Source organism: Microbulbifer sp. SE14, assembly GCF_059834885.1.
The window spans coordinates 20543-47043 of record NZ_JCBAJA010000006.1 but is presented as its reverse complement, the minus strand read 5'-3'; the positions used below and the strand labels follow the sequence as shown (position 1 = coordinate 47043).

At 53.5% G+C, this 26501-nt stretch carries 5 protein-coding genes; all 5 read right to left on the bottom strand.

Features of this window, described 5'->3' with window-relative positions:
• Positions 1 to 13 precede the first annotated feature (13 nt).
• The 5 genes from AC6R19_RS05965 to AC6R19_RS05945 are packed head-to-tail and all read right to left on the bottom strand — an operon-like array spanning position 14 to position 26490.
• The gene (locus AC6R19_RS05965; RefSeq protein WP_500578833.1) at positions 14 to 1000 is read right to left on the bottom strand and encodes a TauD/TfdA family dioxygenase; all 987 of its coding nucleotides are present in this window, start codon (positions 998 to 1000) and stop codon (positions 14 to 16) included.
• Positions 1000 to 8502 carry an amino acid adenylation domain-containing protein gene (locus AC6R19_RS05960; RefSeq protein ID WP_500578831.1) on the bottom strand — a complete coding sequence of 2501 codons (7503 nt, stop codon included), beginning with the start codon at positions 8500 to 8502 and terminating at the stop codon, positions 1000 to 1002. The genes AC6R19_RS05965 and AC6R19_RS05960 overlap by 1 nt, the downstream gene beginning before the upstream one ends.
• Positions 8499 to 15254 (bottom strand): amino acid adenylation domain-containing protein, encoded by a 6756-nt coding sequence (locus tag AC6R19_RS05955; RefSeq protein ID WP_500578830.1) that lies wholly within the window; start codon positions 15252 to 15254, stop codon positions 8499 to 8501. The genes AC6R19_RS05960 and AC6R19_RS05955 overlap by 4 nt, the downstream gene beginning before the upstream one ends.
• On the bottom strand, positions 15251 to 23137 hold the full coding sequence (locus tag AC6R19_RS05950; protein ID WP_500578828.1) for an amino acid adenylation domain-containing protein: 7887 nt from the start codon (positions 23135 to 23137) through the stop codon (positions 15251 to 15253). Before AC6R19_RS05950 ends, AC6R19_RS05955 begins: the two co-directional genes overlap by 4 nt.
• A complete protein-coding gene (locus tag AC6R19_RS05945; RefSeq protein WP_500578827.1) occupies positions 23134 to 26490 on the bottom strand; it encodes a non-ribosomal peptide synthetase in 3357 nt (1118 codons plus the stop codon). Before AC6R19_RS05945 ends, AC6R19_RS05950 begins: the two co-directional genes overlap by 4 nt.
• Positions 26491 to 26501: the final 11 nt, after the last annotated feature.

Sequence of the window (26501 nt, the reverse complement as noted above, 5' to 3'; positions counted from 1 at the left end):
TGTCACTGCCTTATCAAAATTGCTGCGCGTCTAGCAAGTTAAACGGTCGGGTCATGCCGACTAGTGTCTGGCGTTCCCCGGTGAAGGGCATCCGGCCATGGCTGAAAAGCATGTTGTCCAGCAACAACAAATCGCCTTTTTGCCAGGGGAAATGAATTTTGATGTCCTCGTAAATATTGCGAATAATATCAAGCACTTCGTCTTCAATGGGCGAACCGTCACCATAGTAGGTGTTGCGAGGCAGGTTTTCCAAGTCAAAGGAGCTGAGCAGAGCGCTTTTCAATTCCGATCCAAGGGTGGATACATGGAACAGATGCGCCTGGTTGAACCACAACATTTCACCGGTGTCCGGATGCTTGCAGATGGCGGGTAGGACTTGCTTGATACGCAGGCCATTGCCACTCATCCATTTAAACGTCACGTCATTTTCGCGGCAATAGTCTTCTACTTCTGCCCGGTCTTCTGTACAAAACACTTCCTGCCAGGGCAGATCGACGTTGGAGAAGTTGCGCACATACATGACGCCTTTTTTGGCGAAGGTGTTGCGAATGTCTTCGGGAATGCGGCGGTACACCTCCCGGCTGTCGGCGATGGGTGTTTCGCCGCCTTGTTCCGCGGGCAGCATGGAGAAAAAGCCCAGCCGCATCGGCCAAATGTTGGTATAGGCTTGTTCGTTATGCTGCTGGATCAATTGGTCCGAATGATACTCGGTGGCCGTGTACACATTACCACGCAGCTCTGTGCGTGGTGTGGAACGATGACTGTAGGAGATCAGCGGCTCGCCGAACAAGGCTTCGAGAAGCTGGCCAAATTGACGGCTGGATGAAATACGCAGCCCCCTGAGCAGCAAGGAACCACGGCTTGCCAGCCAGTTCTCTATTTCGTCAACATGGGCTGTGGCCCAATCCTTGAGAGTCATGTTTCCCTGATCTACATTGAGCAGTAGGGCATTACCTTGTACGTCTATGACCTTTTCACTGATATTCAATTGTGCTGTCATTATTGTTTTACTACCTCTTGCAATCGCTTGGCGATCTTGGCCACCAATTTGGATAAATGTGGTTCTACCAACATGGTGGTATGATCACCACCGACATTGGTTGTGGTCAGTTTTCCTGAAGTGGCCTGGTCCCAGTCCAGATATTCATTGCAGTGCATGGATTGTTCGACCTTTTGCTCGGCCACATAAATGTCCATGTCAAAATCACAGGACTTGGAGCGATACTTGCCGTACATAAAATACATGTCACAGAAGAACTGCATGTATGGAATAAAGGCTGACCGTTCCACTCCTTCGATTTGAATACCTAGGTCGACCAGCTCCTGTTTTAGCAAAGTCATGCCTTCGAGCTCGGTCAACTGGTCAAGTTGCGTCCAGTCAAAATCCAGATGCAGGTCGAGATAGCCTTGGAAGGCCCGTCGGATGGGGAAGTACCAGGGTTTCCATGAATCGTCTTTCTCCCAGGAATTATAGGGATTGTCTAATTGACTGATGTGCGCAACCGTTTTGCCCATGGCCTTTAGCTGTTGTGCCACTTCGTACGCGATTGTACCGCCCATAGAGAAGCCCATGAGATGGTATGGACCCTCAGGTTGAATGCGTGTGACGAGCTTTACATAAAATTGACACAATTGATGCATGTCGGTCTTTCTCAGCCCCAAGTGGACCTGGGGCGGCTGGAATCCGTAGAATCCGGCAACATCGGCGCAACCTGTGGCGATATGGCGATACACAAACGCGGTTCCGGCACCGGCATGGAAGCAAAATACCGTATGGGGCGATTGGGATTCGTTGAGCTTGATCGCACAGTTGCCGACCTCCTTGACTACGGCCTCGAATCGCTCGTTGCGCTCATCGGTTTGCGGCCTTTGCGATTCAATACCAGCTTGGGTATCAATGTAGGCAGCTAACTCCATCAGGGTGGGGTGTTCAAACACTGCAGCGATACTTAGCTGGATATCGTAGGTGTTGCGTACTTCGGCCAACAATCGCATGACCATCAGGGAGTGTGCACCGAGTTCGAAGTAGTTCTCGTTGCGGCCGACTTGATGACCAAGTTGGCGCGACCAAATCTTGGCCAGCTCTTGTTCGGTCGGGGTTTCAGGCTCAACATACTGAGCGGCACAGTCTGTGGCGATATCCATGGCCAGCAGTGCGGATTTGTCGACCTTGCCGTTGGTGGTCAATGGAATGGCATCCACCAAATGAAATGCCGAAGGCAACATGAACGACGGCAATTTGGCTTTGAGGTGCTGACGCAAAGGAGCGATCAGTTGTTCACCGTTCGTCTTGTCGGCGGGGATCAGCCAGGCGCCAAGGCTGTCGTCACCGGAAGCATCGGTGACTTTCAATACTACAGCGGCCGCTACACCTTCATGGCTGAGCAGCTGGTGTTCTATCTCTTCAAGCTCGATACGATAACCGCGAATTTTGACCTGTTCGTCGGCACGGCCAAGATACTCCAGCTCGCCATTGGCCAGTATTCTGGCCAAATCGCCACTGCGATAAAAACGACCTTTCGGACCCATATCGAATTCAATAAAGCGTCCGGCGTTGACATCATCCATATTGATATAGCCACGGGTCACCCCAGCACCACCGATATACAGCTCACCCACCGAACCCGGTGCTACAGGGTTGCCTTCGTCGTCCAGAAGCAGCATCTGCATGCCGTCAATGGGGTGGCCGATAGGGACCACGCCACTGCGGCGCAGCGTATCTTGTGGCGATACGTAATAGGTGGTACAGCCAACGGTAGCTTCAGTCGGGCCGTACTCGTTGATGAAGGTGCTGTTCGGCAGATAGTGGCGCCAAGGCAGTAGCATGTCCCAAGTCAACTGTTCGCCGCCGAGGACGAACAGGTGGGCGCGCGCTTGGTTGGGAAGCAACTCACGCACCAAACGCAAGCCGACCAGGTGAGCCGGCGTCAATTTGATCAGCCAGTCGCTGTCGCCAAACAGGGTATCAAGAATGGCCGGGAACATCTGTTCGGTGTCCTGCGGCAGCAGGGTAACCTGTTTGCCGTATGCCAAAGGTGCCAGCAAGCTGGTGACGGTGGCGTCAAAGATCAGCGGTGTCGCCACCAGGGCTCCGGTCACACTGGTTTGCTCATAGTAGTGGCGGCAGTGACTGATGTAATGTGTCAGCTGATCTCGTTCAACCATTACTCCTTTGGGTTCTCCGGTGGAGCCAGAGGTGTAGATGACATAAGCCAATTGATCGCCTGCTACGTCAACCTGTGGCGCTTCGCGGCTGAAGTGACCATACTCCGGATGTTCGGCGGCACAACCTTCGATATTGATAAGGTCCATGCCGGTCACCGGAATATTGTCGAAGAATTTTTGAGATGACAAGATCCACTCCAGACCGGCCGATTGACACAGTTTGACCAATCGCTCTTTGGGCTGTTGGTGGTCTAGCGGCACATAGGCACCTCCGGCTTTGAGAATGGCCAGTACACAAACCACCATGTCCAGTGATGGGTCAAGACAGACACCGGCCAGCTCACCGACTTCAAAACCCATCTCGATCAGGGCGTGGGCCATCTGGTTTGAGCGAACTTCGAGGGTTCTATAATCCAGAGTCAGTACGCCACAACTGACCGCCACCGCGTCCGGACTGAACTGGGCGGCAGTGGCGACCCGGGTCAAGAACGACTCTGTGACTGCCGGAGGCTGGCCCTGAACTTGACAGTCGGCGAAGGCCTTACTCATATCGCTACTGTCTATGGCAAGCAGTAGCTTCATGGACTGGTCGCTGCTGTTTGTCAACAGGTTGTCCAGTAATGTGACAAAACCATCTACCATGTCCTGCATGTGCTTGTCATTGAACAGGGTGGAGTCATAAACCCAGTGAACTAAGGCGCCCTTATCGGAAAACTGGACGTTGACTTCTAGGTCGTGTTTGATTTCGTTGGTGTTGATACTGACCGGACTAATGTCCAGGCCAGGCAAGGCCAGCGATGAACGTCCGGTGGTGTCAAAGTTGAGCAATATCTGGAATAGTGGGGTGAAGGCCCGGCTGCGCGGGGAGTTGAGAGCTTCAACCAGTTTTTCGAAAGGAATGTTACTGTTGGTTTGGGCATCCATGTGTACTTGCTTGACGTGATCAAAGTAGTCTTTGACCGTCTCCTGTGCGGTGTCGACCCTCAGTACCATGGCATTGATGAACAGGCCAATCACCGAGCTGAGCTCTTTGAATGGACGCTCAATGATTGGCGCTCCGATCACCACATCACTGTTGCGACTGTGAATGGAGATAAGCTTGGCCAATACGCCATGCACCAACATAAATGGGGTGATGCCCAATTGCTTGGCGTACCCTACGATATAGTTGCTTGTAGTGGCGGATAATTCGAACTTAATCAACTCACCCTTGTTGGATTTATTCTCCGGACGCGGGTTGTCCAGTTGCAAGCCGTGCACCGCAGGCAGACCAGCTAGGTGTTTTTGCCAATAATCCAACTGGGATTGATATCCTTCAGTGGCCATCTGGTTACGCTGCCAGGCGGCAAAGTCGGCATATTGCATCGCCAGAGGTGCAATCGGGCTGTCCTGACCTTTGAGCAGCGCACTATACTCGGTAACGAACTCTTTGACGAACAGGCCCATGGACCAGGCATCGGAGACTATATGGTGGGTACAGAAGACGATTAGCCCTTGGGCCTTTCCGTCTTCATCCGCCAGTTTGAGGTGGGCTACCCGCACCAGAAGGTCCGCAGACAGGTCGAAACGAGCCATGGCGTGTTCACGCACCGCCCTTTTGATAGCGTCTTCATCGGCATCCGGCGGCAGGTTGATGTCCTGGATAGCAAAGCTTTCAGCCGGGTTGACCTTTTGGAATACTTCGCCGTCTTGCTGAACAAACGCGGTTCGCAGACTGGTTTGTCGCTCGATAATGCGGCTAATGGCTTGATTGGCGGCGGCTAAATCCAGCGCGCCCTGGTACTTCACCGCATAGCTAATGTTGTACTCTTCGCTAGAGCCTTGCATGGAGTCGATAAACCACAGGCGTTGCTGGGCAAAGGAGGTAGGCAACGATCGACCTTCCAGCGGCTGTTTTTCTTCCAACGGCTCAGCTTCAAGTTGTGCTTGCTCTTGTGGTTCAGGTTCCGACATTAAGCTTTCGATGTAAGAAGCCTGCGTGGCTAGGCTGACGTTCACAAACAGATCGCGAATGGTTAGTTTGACACCGAACAACTGGTCAACCTCAAACAACATTTTGACTGCCAGCATGGAGTGTCCGCCGAGGCGGAAGAAGTCATCGTCATCGCTGATCTGATCAACATCCAGCAAGCCCAACCAAACCTTACGCAGCTGTTCTTTGACCGAAAATTGTGCGGTATTGGCAATGGCCTCTTTCTCTAATGCCGGGCTTTTGGCTTCGTCTTGGGCAACTGTGCTGTTTTGAAGGAACACCAGTTTTTGACGGTCGATTTTGCCACCGGCAGTGTAAGGCATTTCTCTGACGAATACCCATTTACTCGGCAGGGCGTATTGGGGCAGCGCATCACTTAGTTGAGCAAGCAGGTGTTCGCGCAGGGCGGACTCATCGCTTTGGCTGTCGAGCTGAACGTAAGTGTGGATCTCTTTGGAAGCCCCTTCGCCTGCGGTCACCACCACGGCGACCGCAACGCCTTGACAGCTGCTGATAGCTTGCTGAATTTCATCCAGCTCAATCCGGAATCCGCGGATTTTGACCTGGTTGTCCACCCGACCGAGGAATTGCAATTGGCCCAGGTTGTTGAAACGTACCAAATCGCCGGAACGGTACAGCACTTTGCCCGGCGCCCAGGGGCAGGAGATAAAGTTTTCGGAAGTGCGTGCAACATCGTTGAGGTAGCCCGAAGCGATGTTGTCACCGCTGAGATACAGTTCACCTGCGGCGCCCACCGGGACTTTTTGCAGGTTGTCATTGAGGACCCAGGCCTGGCTGTTGACCACAGGGCAACCAATGTGCGGCTGTTCGCCTTCAATCATGCCGTAGGTAGCGTTGACTGTAGCTTCGGTCGGGCCGTAGGCGTTGATACCTTTACGGCCGTGCTCGTCGAGGTAATTGCGGATTACCTGCCACAGTTCGCTACTAACCACATCACCACTGACAATCAGGTGTTTAGCCAGTTTTTGCTGTTGCAACAAAGGCACTACCAGTTCCATCATCAACGGTGGCACGTTGAGCACTTCAATATTGCTGCTATGCAGTAGGCTGACAAGCTCGTTGGGATCTTGGGCTTGCATTTTACTGGCCAATACTAGGTGATGGCCACGGCACAAAGCCACAATGGCTTTTAGTGAGGCATCGAAGGCGTAAGAAGCATTCCACAGCCAGCCGCTGTCCGTATCCAGCCCCAAACTCTGCAACTGGGCTTCAAACACCGAGTAGAAATTATCTAGGCTGTTCTGGCTGACACCCACGCCTTTTGGCACACCAGTGGAGCCAGAGGTATAGATCACATAGGCCAGCTGCTCAGGGCAGGATTGCCACTGGGGTTCCTCATCACCGGCTTGCTCTAGAGCGGTCTGCATATCATAGCTGTCGAGCGCCAAAGTCTCGACTTCAAAAGCCTGCAACTGTGCCCGGTGAAGCTTTTGACACAACAGGGTGACGATCTTGCTGTTGGCCAAAATGGCCTGAATTTTTTTTGCAGGGCTGTTGGTATCCAAGGGCACATAGGTAACACCGGCTTTGAGACAGGCCAATATTGCAGTGACGGTATCAAAACCGCGCTCCAAATGTAGTGCCACCTGCTTGGTTCCTTTGGATTGCAGGTAATTGGCCAAACGGTTGACCCTGCTGTTCAGCTCAGCATGGCTCATGATGCTGCCTTCAAAATGCAGTGCAGCACTGTCGCAGCCTTTGATCAACTGCTCGCACAAGCGTGCTACCAGAGGTTGCCGTCGTTCAACAACAGGGCCTTGACCCCATTGCTCCAGCTGTTGCACTTGCCCACCTGCTACTACGTTTATGTGGGCCAGTTTTTGCTGACCGTTGAGCAACACGCTTTCGAGAAGGACATTGAAGGCATCGGCCAGATTGCTGATGGTCTGCTCACTGAAGATGTCGGTGTTGTAAGACCAGACAAAACGAAGGTTATTTTGGCTCAGGCTAGCCACTAGCACTAGGTCAAACTTGGCGTCAACTACTTCACCGGCGATGGGCTCAAGCTTAAGGCCCAGCACGCTTTGCCCTTCGCTGCCGCCCTGGGTCTGATCCATGAAGGAGAAACGCAACTGGTTGACAGGGCTGTAGGCCGTGTTGCGGCTATGGCCCAGCTCAGATACCACCATGTCGTAAGGCACTTGGGCGTGACCGAAGCACTTAAACACATTTTCACGGTTTTTTCGCAGCAGCTGGTTGAAGGTGTCGTTACTGTCGAATTGGTTGCGAATAAGAATGCTGTTGACGAAACAGCCCATCACCGAGGAGAGCTGATCGGAGTCGCGCAAGTCGAACGGGCTGCCGATCACTACATCATTGGTGTTGCCGTACTGGGCCAACAGGTAGGCATAGGCGGTTTCCAAATAAATGTACGGCGTCAGTTGCTGGGCGCGGCAGGTGTTCTGCAGACGGGAGACCCAGTCGGCACCCAGTTGGGTGACCACGGTTTTGCCCCTAAAGCTCTGGGTCGGCGGACGCGGGTAGTCGGTAGGGATACTGTGCAGCTCTGGGATACCGTCAAGATAGGTTTTCCAGTGATCCAGCTCTCTTTTCAGAATCGCACCGGTAAATTGCTCCCGCTGCCAGATGGCGTAATCGAGATACTGGATGTCCGGTTTGGCCATACTGTCAGTCACACCGCGCACGATCTGGGCGTAGGCTTGGTTGAACTGACTGGTCAACAACTTGGTGGAGCCTTCGTCACCGGCAATGTGGTGGACGGTAAGGACCAATACACCTTCAACGCCATCTTTGTATTCGGCAACCTGGATCCAGGCGCCGCGGATCATCACATCTTGGCTGAGGTCAAAGGTGGCTTGGGTTTCTTCGGTGATCAATGCCTTGATTTCCGCCTCTAGGCCTTCGTCGCTTTGCTTGACCTGGTAGCGGGTAAACTTGGGTTCGACATCCTGATGGATGCGTTGCATCGCCACGTCGTCTATCCAGTGATAGGTAGTGCGCAGAATTTCATTTTGGGCAACGACCTGCTTAAGCGCCTCTTCTGCCGCCTCAATGTCGAAATTTCCGGTGACCTTGATGGAAATGGGCATGTTGTAGTGGGCACTGCTGCCTTCCAACTGCTCCATGAACCAAAAGCGCTGCTGGGCAAAAGACAATGGAAAATCTGGGGTGTTGCGCTCGATTGCTGCAATTCCAATGTTGGTGTAATCGCCGCTGTCCTGCTGGGAAAAAAAATCGATGATCGCCTGTTTTTGGCCTTGAATTTGTCCTTTCAGCTCTTCAGGAAAAGTCGGCACTGTAGCCTTGAATTTCAACTGGCCTTCTTCGGCGTAGAGGAAAATTCCCGAATCCGCTGCTTTTCTTATTAAAAGAGAAATACTCATAGGGTGCCTTCACTCAATACTGTGATGTCTTTTTCTTTTTCTTTGAGATAATTTTGTGTGCGAACACTGTCTAGATGCTCAGCCAGTAATTGGATGGTGGGCAGCTCGAAAGCTTTGCGTGGCTCGATGCTCAGATCGAGCCGGGTTTGAATGCTTTGCTTCATCCGGATGACGTGCAGCGAGTGGCCACCTAGGGCAAAGAAGTTGGCCTGGACTCCGAGTTTGTTCGCGGGTAGGTCAAGCAGTTCGGCCCAAATATCCACTAGGACAACTTCGATATCCGTCTGCGGCGCGACATAGCTGTCGTCTGCGCCGAGCAGCTGAGGCTCAGGCAGGCGCTTCTTGTCTATTTTGCCGTTGGATGTCAAAGGCCATTGGCTGACAATAGTGAACAGCGCCGGCACCATGTATTCAGGTAAATGCGCTGCAATATTGGCTCTGGCCTGTTGGACAAAAGTATCCCAATCGACCTGGGACATTGGTTGGGCCGGTTGCACATAAGCGACTAGCTGGGTGGCTCCGGCAATGTCTGTGGCCTGCACGAGAGCGGTATCCACCTCGGGCAACAGGTTCAGCTGATGCTCGATTTCGCCAAGCTCAATGCGGAAGCCGCGTACCTTGACCTGGTGGTCTACCCGTCCGGCAAACATCAGGCGGCCATCTTCGAGATAGTGTACCAAGTCGCCGGTGCGGTAGAGGCGCGCCGAGCTGTCCGGACTGGAACTATCATGCCAGGGATTGGCAATGAAGCGTTGTTCGGTCATTTTGGCATTGTTGAGATAGCCACGGGCCAAACCAGCACCGCCGATATACAATTCACCGGTGACACCTTCCGGCAGCAGCTCACCGTCATTGCCCAATATCAGCAATTGGGTATTGGGGATAGGGCGACCTATGCTGATCTCGGACGCATCAGCCATATTGGCCATGTCGGATTGACCAAATATCTCATAGCTGCTGCCCACGGTAGCTTCCGTCGGACCGTATTCGTTGATGAACAGGCTGTTAGGCATCAACAGCGCCATCTTGCGAGCTAAATCCTGGGAGAAGGCTTCACCACCAACGACCAGCACGTGCCTGGCGTGGATTGGCGCTTGTACATCCAGGCCTTGCAAGTGGGCAGGGGTAAGTTTGAACAAGGCAGCCACATCCGATTGCAGGATGGCCAGTAGATGATCAAACTGGTTGTCCGTTTCCGGCACGATATTCAGGTAAACGCCGCGTGCCCAGGCACCGAACAGCGGTGTGACTGTGGCATCAAAGTTGAGTGAGGTGGACATTACGGTGCACTGAATATCATGATGGGGATACTGCTGCACATTGATCAGATAATTGACCACGCTTTGATGTTCCAGCATTACGCCTTTAGGTAGGCCGGTAGAGCCTGAGGTGTAAATCACATAGGCGAGGTTGTTTGATGTCAAACCAATCTCGTCGGCGGACAGGTTGTTAGCCGGGCTGTCAGCCCAAGGCTGGTCGCTGTCGTCGTTTGCGAGGTTGTCCAGCACCAACAGGGCGCCCTTGTAGTCAATACCTTCACCTTGCAGGCTTTGGCGCAGGTGCTCTTGGGCTAACACCAGTTGTAGGTTGCTGTCCTTGAGCATGTGGTTGAGGCGTTCGTGTGGATAGTTCGGATCCAGTGGCACATAGGCGCCACCAGCCTTGAGGATTGCCAAAATGCCAATCACCATTTCCATACCGCGCTCGATACACAACCCCACCAGGGTATCCGGTCCAACGCTATGGTTTGACCGCAGGTAATGGGCTAGCCGGTTGGCTTTTTCATTGACCGTGCGATAGTCCAGACGGATATCGGTATACACCACGGCAGTTTGTTCAGGGTTTAGCTGTGCCTGTTGCTCAAAGTAGTGATGGATGCATTGCTTGGCCGGATACTCAGCGGCGGTTGCGTTGCGTTCCTTCAGCAGGCGTTGTTGTTCCCTAGCGGACAGCATGTTCAGACCATTGAGCGGTTGTTCGACCTGGCTGTGTGCCACCAATTGACCGAGCAAACGTTCAAAGTCGCTTTGCAGGCGCTGGATATATGCTTCTTTGAACAGGCTGACGTCATAAGTCCAGCGTAGTACCATGCCCTGAGCGGTGAAGTTGAGATTTAAATCCAGGTCGAATTTGGCCTGTACCACATCGTTGGTGTACGGGCTCACTTTGATGTCTGCCAGGCTGGACGATACATTTTCGCCGTGCTGGTCCACTTCATAGCCTGTATTCATGCTCAGCATGATCTGAAACAGCGGGGTATGGGCATCGCTTCTGGGCACCTTGAGTTTGTCCACCAGCAGTTCAAACGGCACATCCTGATGGGATTGGGCGTCTAGGTGCTGCTGTCTGACATGGCCGAAGTATTCGCCGAGGGTTCGCTGCCCGGTGTTGGTTCGCATCACCAGGGTGTTGACGAAAAAACCAATCAACGGGTTGATCTCGGACTGCAATCGGTTGGCCACCGGCGTGCCGATGACGATGTCCTGACTGTTGGAATGGCGCGAAAGTAACAACGACAACATACCGTGCATCAACATGAACGGGGTTAGCTGGTAGTGTTTGGCCACCTGCTGCAGCTGGTCGGATAGACCGGCACCGATGTTGGCGGTCCAGCTGGCGCCTATTGACTGCTTGGTCTTGGGGCGCAGGAAGCTCAGTGGTAGGGAGTGCACTACTGGCAAGTCCGCCAGTTGCTTTTCCCAGTAAGCCAGCCGGATGTCGAGCAATTCACCTTGTAGATGTTCCCTCTGCCAATGGGCAAAGTCGGCATATTGCACGGTCAACTCCGGCAGCGGGTTGGCCTTGTTGTGGCTGAAAGCTTCGTACAGGGCGAAAAACTCCCCTTTGAGCACTTCCAAAGACCAACCGTCCGAAGCAATGTGGTGCATGTTGAGTAGCAGCACGCCGCTGTCTGGGGACATTTTCAAATAGTTGACCCTGAGCATCAGGTCCTGTTGCAGGTCGAACGGCTGCATGATCTCCTGCTCGACCCTGTACTTGATCTCCATCTCTAGGGCGGCGCCTTCAAAGTGGCTCACATCCTGAACTTGTAGGGCAAAAGGAGTCGCTTCCACGGTGCAGATAAACTGGCGGGCTTCGCCGTTGTCATCCAGATAAACCGTGCGCAGCACTTCATGGCGGGCCACTATGGCGGCAAAGGCTTGTTGCACCCAATCGAGGTTGACGGGGCCGTCAACATGGAAGACCAGCGGCATGTTGTACTCAGGCGAACCGCCTTGCAGATTATCAATCAGCCACAAACGATACTGGGCGAACGACACCGGCAACAGACCTTGACGGTCTTCCAGTACCATCAGTTTGTGCTGTGCCTGTGAACTGTCACTCAAAACCCGTGCCAAGTGGCGGATGGTCGGATTGGCGAACACTGCTGATACGGCCAGTTCCACATCATGGCGCTGTTTGACCATAGACAAAAGGCGTACCAGCAACAGTGAATGACCGCCAAGGCTGAAAAAGTTGTCGGTCACACCGATGCTGTCGGCATTCAGACACAATAATTCGGCCCACAGCGCAACCAGATCGTGCTCCAGTTCGGTGCTTGGCGCTTCGTACTCGTTTGAGCTCAAGGCGGCATCTGGGGCGGGCAGGCGTTTTTTGTCAACTTTGCCGTTGGGGGTCAGTGGCCACTGTTCCACGGCGACAAACAAGGCCGGACGCATGTAGGTGGGTAAGCTTTGTTCCAGCCTCGCTTGCAGCTGTTCTTGCCATGTCGCATCCAGCTCGCGGTGTTCATAGAAACGTAGGTAAGCCACCAGTAGTTTGCTGTCAGCCACATCACGGACCACAACCACCGCTGATTCCACTTCTTCCATGGATTGGATTTGGTAGCCAATTTCGCCAAGCTCAATACGGAAGCCGTTGACCTTGACCTGATCGTCGCAACGACCGATGAATCTCAGTCGACCCTCGGGATCGCTCAGCACCAAGTCGCCGGTACGATAAATGCGTTCACCGTGGCTGTCGTCACCTTCGTTGTGATAAGGGTTACGGACAAATCGCTCCGCGGTCAATGCCTCGCGATTGAGGTATTCCCGGGCCAGTCCTTCACCGCCGATATACAGTTCGCCTGGAACGTTGTTGGGCACTAGGTTGAGATGATCATCGAGAATGTACAACTGAGTGTTGATAATGGGTTGACCCAGGGTAATGCAAGCCGGGTCGACCTTGTCTACGCTGGACCAAACGGTAGCTTCGGTGGGGCCGTACATATTGTACAGGGTACCTTGGGGCACTTTGGCAACCAAAGCTTCGGCAAGCTCGCGGGAGAGGGTTTCACCACCACACAACATGGTCAAAGGCCGTTGCAACTGCCAGCCGGTTTCAAGCAACATCCTCCAAGTGGCCGGTGTGGCTTGCATCAGGCAGACCTGATGACGCTCAATGGCCTCGCCCAGCTGTGCCGGGTCTGCCGCCTGGGCTTCGTTGACCAATACCAGTTTGGCGCCATTGATGAGTGGCAAATACAGTTCCAGCACATGGATGTCGAAGTTGATGGACGTGAGAAACATCACTGCATCGTCAGGTTTGACCGCCGTGGTGTCGGTCATGCTTTGCAGGAAGTTCTGCACCGAGCGGTGCTCGACCGCCACACCTTTGGGCTTTCCGGTGGAGCCGGAGGTGTATATCACATAAGCTAGCTGATGGGCGCAGCTGTCCGCCGGGGTGAAGCCTTCGCTGCTGTAGTCGGCAAGCCAGGACAGCTCGCTTTTGCCAAGGCCGTCCAGCCAAACCTGTTGCACCGGCTCGTCGGCCAATACCGCTTCGAGGGATCGTTTGGTAAGGACTGTTTTGACGCCGCTGTCACTTATCATGAATGACAGACGGCCCGGCGGGTAATTCGGGTCCAGCGGTACATAGGCACCGTTGGCTTTGAGAATAGCCAGAATGGCGATCACCATCTCCACGCTGCGCTCAATACAGACACCGACCAGGGTGTCGGGGCCAACTTGATGCTCAGTTGCCAGATAGTGTGCCAGACGGTTGGTCACCGCATCTAGCTGGGCATAAGTCAGGGATTGGTCGCCAAATTCCAGTGCGATGTCGCCGGCATGTTTGGTCGCAGCTTCTGCAATGCTGTGTTGCAGGCACTTGTCGGCAGGGTAGGGGTCACCGCTGCGCTGATAAGCGCCGAGCAACTGGGCTTTTTCGGCATCATCAAGCAGGGAAATCGAAGACAGCGCTATGTTTTCCAGGCGTTGGGTCGACTGGTCGCACAATGCGGCGAATTGGCGCAGCACATTGCACAGGTGACTGTTCAATGAGTCGATGTAGGCGGCGTCAAACAGCTCCACGTCATAGACCCACAAAATGCGTACGGCGTTGTCACCCGACTGGATCTCCACACTGATGTCGAATTTGGCGTTTTCGGTGTCGGACTTGAGCGGTTCAAACGCCACGCCGGGCACCAGCTCCTGGCGGGTGCCGGACTGAGCGCCGACACCGTAGTCATTGTTGGTGGTCAACAATACCTGGAACAACGGGCCGTGGGAGGTGGAACGGGGTACTTTGAGTACTTCCACCAGTTGCTCGAACGGCACGTCCTGATTGAGCTGGGCATCGAGACCGACTTTCTTGATGTGCTCCAGATAAGCGTTCACCGAATCAAAATCGATGCGGGTGCGCAGAACCAGGGTGTTCATGAAGCAGCCGATCAGCCCTTTGAGTTCGGCGTGGTTGCGGTTGGCCACCGGGGTACCGATGACAAACTCGCTTGCACCGGCGTGACGGGCCATCACCAGCGCCAGCGCGCCGTGCAGCAGCATGAATGGGGTCATGCCGAACTGTCGGGCGGTGCGTTGCAGTCCTTGGGCTGTGGCTTCAGGCAACTGGCCTATGCGTTTGTTACCGACAAAACCTTTGACGTCCGGGCGCGGATTGCTGAGTGGTAACGGATAGATTGGCGGCAATCCTGCCAGCTGGTTGCGCCAGTAATCAAGCTGGTTTTCCAGCTCTTTGCCGGCCAGATTGTCGTTTTGCCAGGTGGCAAAGTCGGCGTATTGCAGTTCAAGGGGCTTGAGCGCCGTTCCTTGGCCTGCCAGCTCGCGATAGGCAGCCAGAAAATCGTTTAGCAACACCTGAATCGACCAGCCGTCCGAGGCGATGTGATGCATGTTGATGAGCAGTGCATGACGCTGGTTTTCATCCAGCGCCACAATAGTGGCGTGGATCATGGTATCACGGGTCAGATCAAACACGGTGTTGACGTCATCAGCGATGATTTGGTCCAACGCCAGATGCTGTTCTTGACCTTCCAGGGCGCACAAGTCCAACCTTTTGAGGCCGAACGACCCTTCTGGCAGAATTTTCTGCCACGGCTGATTGTCATGCTCGACGTACACGGTACGCAGCACTTCATGCCGCTTGATAATGGCTTCAAATGCTTGTTGCAACAGGTCCACGTCCAACGGACCATGCACCAGTAACGGCATGAAGATGTTGTATCCGGCAGCGCCGCCTTGCAGGCTGTCGATCAGCCAAAGCCGCCGCTGGGAAAACGATAAGGGCATCAAGCCATTGCCAGGACGGGCCACCGGCTCGATGCGCCTGCCGGCGCCCTCGTCCGAAAACCCTTGCAAATAAGCCACCAGGGCCGCTTTATTACTTTTCAGTTGCTCTACGATGTCTTTGGTCAGGGCACCCTTGGGTGCCTTGACCGACAGTTCGCCATCTTTGCAGGTCACCAGAATATGCTTGTCCAGCAAGGTATTCATCAATTGCGCGGCATTACTCACAGGGAGATCTCCTCTATGCCAAAGTCATCCATGTCATAGAGTTGTTCGGCAATGCTTTGCTGTTTGCGGTTGATATCAAGAAATTCACACAAGCGCCGGATGGTGAGGTGTTCATACACTTGACGCAATTCAAGTTTGGCCCCCATTTGCTGCTCCACCCTGGCAGCCATACGAATTACCAGCAACGAGTTGCCGCCCAGTTCCATGAAGTTGGTATTGACGCCCACCACCTGGACATCCACATTGAGCAGCTGTGCCCAGATCTCGGTCATCTGCTGTTCAGATTCCGTTGTAGGCGCCTCGTAGGCGGTCAGCAGCGAGGAGATGTTTGGCTTCGGCAGAGACTTCTTGTCGACTTTGCCATTGGCTGTTAATGGCCACTTTTCAATCGAAACGAAGAATTGTGGGATCATGTACGCTGGCAAATTGGCCGACAGCGCTTTACGGAACTGTTCATCGAGGTTGCTTTCGTAAAACTTACTGTCTTTGTTCAGCTGTACATAAGCCACTAGGGTGTTTATACCCGACTCAAGTTTGTTGACCGTCACCAGACAGGCGTAAACACCTTCAAGGGCGCTCAGCTGTTGTTCAATTTCGCCAGTTTCAATGCGGAACCCGTTGATCTTGACTTGATCGTCCACTCGGCCCATGAACTCAATGTTGCCATCGCTCATGTAGCGACCCATGTCACCGGTACGGTATAAGCGTTGGCCCAGTCCCGGGTGATGGATATAGCGGTAGGCGGACAGGTCAGGATCACCGTAGTATTCACGGGCCACACCGACACCGCCTATGAATAATTCGGCGACTACACCAGGCGGTACCTGCTGCAGGTTTTCGTTAAGAATATGGAAGCTTTGGTTGGCCAAAGGTTTACCATAGGGCACCGACTTCCAGCCGCTGGTGTCTTGGGTGATACGATAGAAAATTGACCAGATCGAACCTTCTGTGGCGCCGCCCATGCTGACTGCATTAGCACCTTCAAAAGTGTTCCAAATGCGCTTCGGCAAGGCTGGATCAATCCAGTCACCACTCATTAGTACGTTGCGGATGGGGGCGGTGCTGGGGCGACCCAGGAAGTCAAATTGTTCAACCAACAGTTCCACCGAGGCCGGTACCGTGTCCCACAAGGTGACCTGATGTTGTTCAATCAGGCTGGCCCAGTGGGCAGGCTCCATGGCCCGGTCGTGACTCGGGAAGATGATGCTGCCGCCGCAGGCGAGCAGGCCGAACAAGTCATAGACCGACAGGTCGAAGCTGAGTGCCGAGACCGCCAGTACTCTGTCTGCCGCTGTGATCCCGTACTTGTTGTTGATATCCAGCAGAGTGTTGACCACTGAGCGGTGCTCGATGGCCACTCCTTTGGGTTCACCGGTGGAGCCGGAAGTAAAGATGATGTAAGCCAAATCGGTGGGTTTTTGGACGCTGACAAAATCCTGAGCAGCAGCCAGCGGATCAGCACATTGCAACGACAGGTTGGCTACATTGACATGTGCGATATCCTCCGGGGCATCCTTGTCGTCAATCACCAAGGCTAGGTGACAACCGGACTTGCGAATAACCTTGGCGCAACGCTCTCGGGGCCAGGAGATTTCAAGGGGCAGATAAGCGCCGCCGGCCATCATGATGGCAGTGGCGGCAATCAACTGCCAGCGGCCTTTGGGCATGCGCACGATCACAGGCTCTTGTAGTTGGATGTTATGAGTCAGCAGTTGCTGATGCAGCGCCGACACCAAAGCAAATAACTGAATGTAAGTCAGTTCGCCTTCATCATCCACCAGCGCCACCGCATCTGGGGTCAGCTGGGTTTGTTCGATAAACAGGTCATGCATGCACTGTTCGTAGTCCAACGATTCGGCGGTATTATTGACATCTTCGAGGAAGGATAACTGCTGTGGTGTCAGGATCGGCAGATCACAGACTGGCTCGTTGCTGCATCCGGGCAGTTGGGTGAGGATCTGCTCGAAGTGGCTGGCCACGCCGGACATGATGTTCATGTCATAATGACCGTTGGCCACCTGAACTTCGACATTGAGCTGCTCACCTGCCTTGACGATGAGGGTCACCCCGTAGTGTGTGCCTTCATGCCTCTGTACGCCTTTGACCTGAAGGCCATTTTTGCTGTCACTGTCAGCAGCTTCATCTACAGGGTAGTTTTCAAACACCAGCAAAGATTCAAACAAGTCCGGGAAGTCGGAGCCGGCGATGATGTCCTGCAGCGGCAGATAGCTGTACTCATCGGCACATACCTGTTGGTGCTGCATTTGCGCCATCCAGTCATGCCAGTTGATGGTCGGATCGATGTGGCTGACCACTGGAATGGTGTTGATGAACAGCCCTACCATGTTTTCCACCTGATCCAGTGCTGCCGGTCGGCCCGATACCACAGTGCCGAACACTACCTTGCTGGAGGCTGTGTAGAGGAACAATAGATAGGCCCAGGCACACTGGAACAGCACATTCATGGTGCAACCATTTTGGATGCACAGCTCGGTCAGCTGAGCTGTCAGTTCACGGTCAAGGGTGAAGTGGTAATTGGTTCTACCTTGCTCGTCCGACGCCTGCGCAGGGAGGCGGGATATGGACTCCAGCTGCGCAAGGCTTTCGCGCCAATAGTCCCGAGCGGCCCGCTCGTCCTGGCCGGACAACCATTTTACATAATGGCTGAAACCGATAGATTCTGGCAGTTCGATGCTGCGCATTTCGTCGTTGGCCTGGTAAAGTGCAAGCAGCTCACGAATGAGAATGGCACTGGACCAACCGTCCCACAATACATGGTGATAGGACCACAGTAGCTTGTGGCTGGTGTCGGCGACTCTGTACAGGCGCAAACGCATGACCGGTGATACTTCATCCATGTCGTGTCCGGCCTTGTCGTTGAGCCGGTCTGTTTCTATGACATGCTCTTGGGCAGCGTCATCTAGTGCGGACAGGTCAGACTGATTCCAATCCAACACGGCAGGGAGCACAAGCTGATGGTAACCTTCTTCAAGCAACACCAGATTTGAACGTAACACTTCATGACGTTCAACCAATTGCAGCCAAGCCTGGCGCAGGGCGTTCGGATTGAGTCCTTCAAACTCAATCAAGACCTGATTGACATAAGTGCCCGGATTCAGGGCGTTTTGATACAGCAAACCGGATTGCAATCCAGTGGCCGGATACAGATCCTGTATGGTCTGGCCGTCGCTGAGTTTCTCCAGCTCTGCTTGAGTGACGAAGGCCTGCGGGAAGTCGCTTGGTGTCAAGTGCTTACCCGGCTTACATTGGCCAAGACAGTCGATGACCTCACCCAATGCATTGTAAAGGCTGTCAGCAAGGGCTTTCAAAGTTACTTTTGACACTCGGGCAGCATCTAGGGCAATGTCAAAACGCAGTTGTCCTTCGACCACCAGGGCATTGATTAATATGGCCTCTTCAGGCACAAAATCGGCTCCCATGGAGGAACCGGTGGACTCGTTGGTAAATTCGAACAGTCCATGACCTTGGCTAAGCTGGTCAAACTGGCCGAGATAGTTGAATAACACATCTCCAGCAAAGTGTTCCAGTCCGGAATCATCGGTCAACTCACTGAGAATACCGAAACCGATACCATCCCAAGGTACCTGACGCAATTGCTCTTTGACTGACTTGAGCAAATCGACGGTGTTGCTCTCTGGCGTTTTTAGCTTGAGCGGATATTTAGCAGTAAACCAGCCCACCGATTGGCTGAGATCCCAATCTGCGTCGTCGGTATTTCGGCCGTGGGATTCGAGGGTTAAGCAAAGCTCATTGAGGTTTGCGGACTGCTTGAATGCTAGCAGTAGGGCGCTGAGTAAAATTTCCTGCACCTGCATGCGCAGTGGTTCACCGGCACTGGTCAGCAGGGCTTCGGTCAAGGCTGCAGGCCATTGTATGCTACGGTTGGTCCATTCGGTTTTGCGGGTTTGACAGTCGTGTGGTTGAATGGATTCTGCCACTTTTTGCTGTTGCCAGAAGGCCACTTGTTCGTTCAGTGCGCCACTGTTAGAAACCTGGACAAGGTGCTCGTGCCAGTCGCGCAAGTTATGGGTTTTATCGCCAACAGACAGCGCCTGGCCGTTGCTGTGCTGTTCGTACAGCGAAGACAGGTCTTCGAGCAGGATACGCCAGGAGACGCCATCTACCAACAAGTGATGGATAACCCAGAACAAGCGGGCTTGTCCGGCGTCTTTGACCAGCAGCATGCGCATCAGTGGGCCGTCGTGGATATTTAAGCTGGTCTGGACGTCGCTGCAGAGCTTTTCAATGGTGGCGGCATCGAGCTTGACTACTTCGGTTTCATTCAGGCAGTCGTCTAGGCCGAAGTCGTCGGCAAAAAAGCCTTGATTGGCATCGTTGAAGCGTACTCGCAAGATATCGTGACGCTCGATGATTTTGTCAAGCATGGGGCGCAGCTGCGTTATGCTCAAAGTGTTTGGGACCTTAAGCAGTACCGACTGGTTGTAGTGATTTAGTGCTGCTCCTTGTTCAATAAAGCGTTGTTGCACCGGTAATAACGGCAGCTTGCCGCTCACAGGTGCTTGGTCAATCGTTTGCACCGCATCACAACTGGTTTGCTTGGCCAGTGCCGCCACTGTGGGGGTTTCGTACAACTGGCGAGTGCTGTAATGTACGCCGCGCTTGGCGCTGCGGGCGGCCGCCTGAATGGCGAGGATGGAATCACCGCGCAAGGCAAAGAAATTGTCGTGAATACCAACCCTTTTAACACCTAGCAACTGTCGCCACACCTCACACAGGATCTGCTCGGTGGGGGTAGTGGGCGCAACATATTTGAGTTTTTCTTTGGCCTTGCTCTCGATGACAGGTAGGGCGCTGCGATTGACTTTGCCGCTGGGGCCCAGTGGCAATTGCTCTAGGAACATGTAGAACGACGGCTGCATATACTTGGGCAGCAATCTGCTGATGGCGTCCTGCAGCTTTTCGACACTGCCCTCACCCACTACATAGGCAGCGAGGTGCTGGGTGTCTTGATGATCCTGCAGCACCACACAGGCATCAGTGATCCCTGGCTGTTGACGCAAGACATTGGCAATTTCCTCAGGTTCAATACGGTAGCCGCGCAGTTTTATCTGTTCGTCAATTCGTCCCAAAAATTGCAGCTGCCCCCGATCATTCCAGCGCACCTTGTCGCCGGTAAGGTAGCCTTTGCCAGCAATGCCTTCAAGGTCGACAAACTTGGTCCGGGTGAGTTCAGGGTTTTTGTAATAGCCTTTGGCCACTCCGGCACCGGCGATGCACAGCTCACCGACACACCCTCTGGGCAACAATTGTTGTTTTTCGTCCACCACCAATAGCTGGTGGTTGTCCATGGGGGTCCCTATGGGCAGATATTCTCGGCATTGGTCAAGCCCAGCAGTCACATCAAACATCGAACAGCCGACCACAGCTTCACTGGGGCCATAGTGGTTGTAGATTCGACTGTTGGGGAAGCGGGCCTGCAGGCGCTTGGCCAATGGCACATCGAAGCTTTCTCCCCCGATGACAAACACGTAGGCCTGATGGCCGTCATAGTCACCACTGAGCAACTCCAGTAGTGCTTTGACATGACCAGGAGTCATGCGCAGCAACATCGGCTCACTGTCCAGCATTTTGACCGCCAATGCTTCGAGGGTCTGCTCGGTGGGTAAAAAGTGCACCGTGTGGCCTTTCATCAGAGGCACAAATAGGGCAGGTACAGTGATGTCAAAGCTGTGAGAGGTCACAACCATGCTGCCTTGTAGCGCATCTGAATAGTAATTGTCCCGGGCGAATACGCAATAATCAAGCAAACCGCCGTGGCTGATGTCAGTGCCTTTGGGTTTGCCAGTGCTGCCGGAGGTGTAAATCAGATATGCACTGTCGTTGCAATCAAGGTCGAGTATTGGAGCTTCACCGGCATACTCGACAAACCAGTCGTCCTGTTGCCAGTCGTCAAGCATCACAAGGTCTACCCCGGTGAGCGGGACGCCGCTGAGCAGCTGGCTGCTGGAGAGCATGATCTCGATTTGCGCATCTTCGACAATGTATTCAATCCGTTTTCTGCCGCCGACGCTGTCGAGTGGCGTATAAACCGCACCTACGCGCATGGTCGCCAAAATGGCTATCATCAGCAATGCCGAGCGTTCCAGGTAAATGGCAACTGGCTCGCCTTGTTCAACCCCCAGATCCAGCAGATGGTTGGCTAGACGATTAACCTTGTCTTCCAATTGTCGGTAGGTAAGGGTGGTGTTTTCATCCACCAGCGCAACATTGTCGCCGTAGCGTCCGGTAAAGTCGTGCAAGCATTCATTGATGCTGTTGCCGTCAACCGCCACGGTTTTACCGCAAGACAGACTTAGCAATTGTTGTTTGAGGTCGTTGCTGCACAGAGGAATCTGACTAAGTGGCGTTTGGGTATCCTTGGCCACATGATAAAGCAGTTGCTCCATGGAATTGGCCATGTTGGCAATACTGGACGGCAGGAACAGGTCTTCCTTGTAGCTCCAGGATAGGTACAGGGTGGAGTCGACCTCGTAGATGGTTAAATCCAGATCGAAGCGGGTGCGATCTTCACCGAGCATACGGTATTTGATCTGGATGTCACTGCCAAGATCAATGCCTTTGCTGTGATCGGGCTCGTAGAGGAACTTGATTTGGAAAATCGGGTTGTAGGACAGGTCGCGCACCGGATTGATGGAGTCCACCAGAAACTCGAATGGCACTTCCTGGTTGGACAGCACTTCTATGGTTTCTTGGCGGGCAGTTTCGAGTACGTCTGCGAAACCAGGGTTGTCTGAAAAATCGCTGCGGAACACTAGTATGTTGACAAAAAAGCCGATGAGGTTTTCCACTTCTTTGTTGAAGCGGCCAGCGTTGGGTACCCCCATAACGATGTCTTTGTCGCCGCTGAAGCGGCTGAGCAAACAGGCGAAGGCACTTTGCAGCAGGGTGAACATGCTGACATTGTGAGCTTTGGCCAGTCCGACGAGCTGTTCGAACAGATCCTGGTCGAGTTGCTGGATGTGAACACCGGCCACAAAGGATTGGTGCACCGGGCGAGGTTTGTCCAGCACCAGCGAATGCAGCGGCGCAATGCCTTCGAGTTTATCGGTCCAATAATCAAGCTGGTTTTGTAGCTCGTTGCTGGAAAAACGTCGGCTTTGCCATTTGGCATAGTCGGCATATTGCACCGGCAGTTTAGGTAACTGCAGCGGTTGGCCTTGTGCGATGGCCTGGTAGGGGGTCATGAATTCCTTGATCAACAAACGCATCGACGAGCCGTCGGAGATAATGTGATGCAGGTTAAGTAACAATACATTTTTGTACTCGGACAGGTGCAGGTAATGGAGCCGCACCAAAGGTTCGTTGCCCAGGTCAAACTGGTAGTTGGCTTCCTGTTTAATGTACTTTTGAACCTCGGCTTCCTGTTCGTCAGAGGACAGTTGGCTGAAGTCAATTTGTGGTAATTCTATATCGCGGGACTTCAAGGGTTCCTGAACTGGTTCACCGTCCACTTCGATAAAACGGGTTCGCAACACCTCGTGACGGGCAATCAACTGATTGAAGGCTCGGACAATGGCATTCGGCGAGCACGGCCCTTGGATTTCCAGAGCCCGCAGTATGTTGTAGTGCGAAACATCCTTTTCAAGATGTTCCACCGCCCACAAGCGTTTTTGTGAATAAGATAAAGGGAATTGGTTTTCTCCCGGCTCGCGCCTGGCTGAATTGGCCAGACTGCGGTCTTTGAGAAACGCCAATACTTCATCCTTACGCGCTTTGAGCTGCACTTTTACTTCATCAGTCAAGCTACCCGGCGCGGCATTGACCTTGATTTGATCGTTGTCTATCAATGAAAAGCTGATGGAGCGTTCCACACACCATGCGATGAAATCTTGGATGGTCACAGAACAAACTCCTCTGTCTGCTCGGCGTCAACCGTGGTGGCCTGGGTCAGTAGCTCACTTTGCTGCCGGCTTTTAGCATGATTGTCAAGGAAAGCTGCTAGCGCTTCGACGGTTGCGTTTTCGAAGATGTCACGGAACGACAGTTCGATGTCGAATTGGCTCTTGACCTCAGCCACCATTTTTGTCAGCAAAAGGGAGTGACCGCCCAAGTCAAAGAAGCTGATGTTGCAGCTGATCTTGTCTGCATCGATGACCAACAAGTCACTCCACAAGGCTATCAGGGCTTTTTCGGTATCGCTGTCTGCAGCTACGAAGCTTTCCTGCTGAGCAGCTACATCAATTTGCGGCAGGGCGCGGCGATTGATCTTTCCATTCAGGGTCAGGGGCAGGTTTTCCATAGCTAGCCAAGCGGTCGGAACCATATATCCAGGCAGTACGGCGGATAAGTGGGTCTTGACCTGATCGACCAGTTTGGCTTGCTCTACCGGCCATTGCTTTGGTTTGATATAGGCGGCCAGACGGGCACCGGCAGGCAGTTCGTCAAGTATCACCACGGCATTTTCGACTTCATCCATCAAGGTGATCTGTGAGCCTATTTCATCTAATTCGATGCGGTGGCCGCGCAGTTTGACCTGGGAGTCCATACGCCCCAGAAACTCCAGCTGGCCGCTGCGGTTCCAGCGGGCCTTGTCACCGGTCTTGTACAGTTTGGCTCCGTCAAATGGGGAGTCGACAAATTTCTCGGCAGTCAGCTCATCACGCTTGAGGTAGCCTTGGGTCACGGCTTTGCCGGCAATGTGTAATTCGCCCGGTACGCCTATGGGCTGCTCGTTGAAGGCTGCATCGAGGATACGAATTTGATAGCCTGGCAGCGGTTGTCCGATAGGTACACTTTGGCCTTCGTTATTCAAAGTATGTGAACATGCCCAGACGGTAGCTTCAGTAGGACCGTACATGTTGTGGGCTTTGAGCGAGTCAAAACCATCCAGGTGTTCGACCAGGGAGGTCGGCATGGCTTCACCACCGATGAACAGGTGTTGCAATTGTGACAAGGCTGAGCCTTGCATCAGGTGCATGGAGGCGAATGACGGGGTGCACTGCATGTGGGTGACCTGATGTTTGGCCACTAGAGCATCAACATCTTCTGTAGCGGCACCGTTCTGGCTCGGCTCGCCGGCGTAGAGCACCAATTTGAATCCGTTAGTCAAAGTACCGAACAGATCCAGTATCGACATGTCGAAGGCGATACCGCTGACGGCAAGCCAGGTGCCACCATCTTTGAGTTTGTCTGACATGCCGTCGACAAGGGTCAGGACGTTTTCGTGGCTTACTTTGACGCCTTTGGGATGACCGGTTGAGCCGGAGGTGTAAATGGTGTATGCCAGGTGCTGAGGCTCAATGTTCGCCAGGCCGTCACGAGTGATGGCCTGGGTACCTGCCAGCACCTGTTCAACCACAGCTTCGGTCAGTACCTGTTGCACGCCACTGTCGTCAATCATGTAGTCGAGACGGGCTTGGGGGTAGCTGGCTTCGAGCGGTACGTAGAAAGCACCGGATTTGAGAATGCCGAGTAGGCCGACGATAAGCAACTCTGAGCGTTGCATGTTAATGCCCACCGGCTGGTTGGTGTTGGAACCTTGCTCACACAGGTAATGGGCCACCTGATTGGCTTTTTGGTCAAGCTCGGCATAGCTCAGGCTTTGCTCGCCTGCAACCACGGCCACGGCGTCGGGCTGTCTGGCTACCACGGCCTCAAAGCGTTCGACAATGGTCTTTTCGTTTGGCACATCCGCAGGCGCCGCCTTGCTGCTCCATTGTTGCAGCTGTGCCTGCTCCTGACTTGTCAAGATGCTGTAGCTATCCAAGGTCTGGTCCGGATTGGCTACAACCGCTTCGAGCAAGTGTTCGAAGCTGGCAGCGAAACCGGCGATGGTGTCATGCTCGAACAGGGCTGTGCTGAAGTTCCAATCCAATACAAAGCCATCACCTTGTTCGGTGATGGCAAGCTCCAGGTCAGCCTTGACGGCTTTGGCTTTTGGCGTGATGTCTGTTAGGTTCAATCCGGGGAGATTAAGCTCACTGCTGCCGTGGCTGTGGAAAGAGAACATGATTTGGAACAGCGGCGAGTAAGCCAAGTTACGGGTTGGCTTGAGACGCTCAACTACCATTTCGAATGGCACGCTCTGGTTTTGCAAGGCGCCAAGAATAGTTTGCTTGTTGGCGGCTAGATATTCGTTGAAGCTTTGTCCGCCGTCGACCCGGGAGCGTAGAGCCAGGGTATTGGCAAAATAGCCAATCAGCGGTTCGATAGAGGAGTAGTGACGGTTGGCTACTGGGGTACCAATCACCAGGTCTTGTTCGTTGCTCAATCTAGCCATCAACAGAGCATACACGGAATAGCAGAACATGAAGGGGGTGACTTCGTACTGCTGGCAGAGGTTTTCCAATGCCTGACGCTTGACGCCATCAAGCTTGACACTGATATTGTCACCGGCAAAGCTCTGGTTAGTGGGGCGTGGGTGATCCGTTTGCAAGCTGTGCAAGGTCGGTGCCTGGGCCAGATGCTTGATCCAGAAACCCAGCTGCTCTTCGAAGTTGTCCCGGTTGGCGTCCTGCCAGTAGGCATAGTCCAGATATTGCAAAGGCAAGTCGTTAAGGGTCGAGTGGTCTTGGCTGACTTCGGCCGTGTACAGCTGGCACAGTTCATTGACCACGATACGCAGCGACGAGCCGTCACAGGCGATATGGTGCAAGGTCAGTAGCAGTACATGATGCTTGTCGCTGACTTCGATCAGCTGGTTGCGCAGCATCAAATCCTCTTGCAGGTTGAACGGCTTGAGCTGCTCCTCAATCATGAGTCTTTTAAGGGCCGCATCGGTGTCACCCTGCAGCTCGCTCAGATTGACTTCATTGAGACCAATGTCGACTTCAGGCATGACCACTTGGGTTGCGCCGCCGACTTCATAGTGGGTTCGCAGCACTTGGTGGCGGTTGACAATGCTGGTCAGCGCCTTTTGCAGCGCGGGCTTGTTCAAATCACCCTTGAGCTCAAGCGCCAAGGGCATGTTGTAGTGCACGCTGCCTCCTTCAAGCTGGTCAATGAACCACAAGCGTTTTTGGCTGAAAGACAGCGGGCCCGAGTTTTCACCGATGGCTTTGAGCGGTGTCAACAGGAATTGAGCCTCATTTTTCGACAGATACTCAATCAGATCCGGTTTGTGCTTGCGTAACAGATCAATCAATTCATCTGTAGGCATTTCATCGAACAGTACCTCGATGGCACCGTCTTTGAGGTTTAAGTTGACGCTCTGCTCCGAACACATCAACAAGATTTTTTCTACTTCTATACTCATTACATTAACCC

What these genes read in the sequence shown, in the direction of transcription:
- AC6R19_RS05965 (WP_500578833.1), bottom strand. Translation starts at nt 1,000, where the DNA reads ATGACAGCACAATTGAATATCAGTGAAAAGGTCATAGACGTACAAGGT.
- AC6R19_RS05960 (WP_500578831.1), bottom strand. Translation starts at nt 8,502, where the DNA reads ATGAGTATTTCTCTTTTAATAAGAAAAGCAGCGGATTCGGGAATTTTC.
- AC6R19_RS05945 (WP_500578827.1), bottom strand. Translation starts at nt 26,490, where the DNA reads ATGAGTATAGAAGTAGAAAAAATCTTGTTGATGTGTTCGGAGCAGAGC.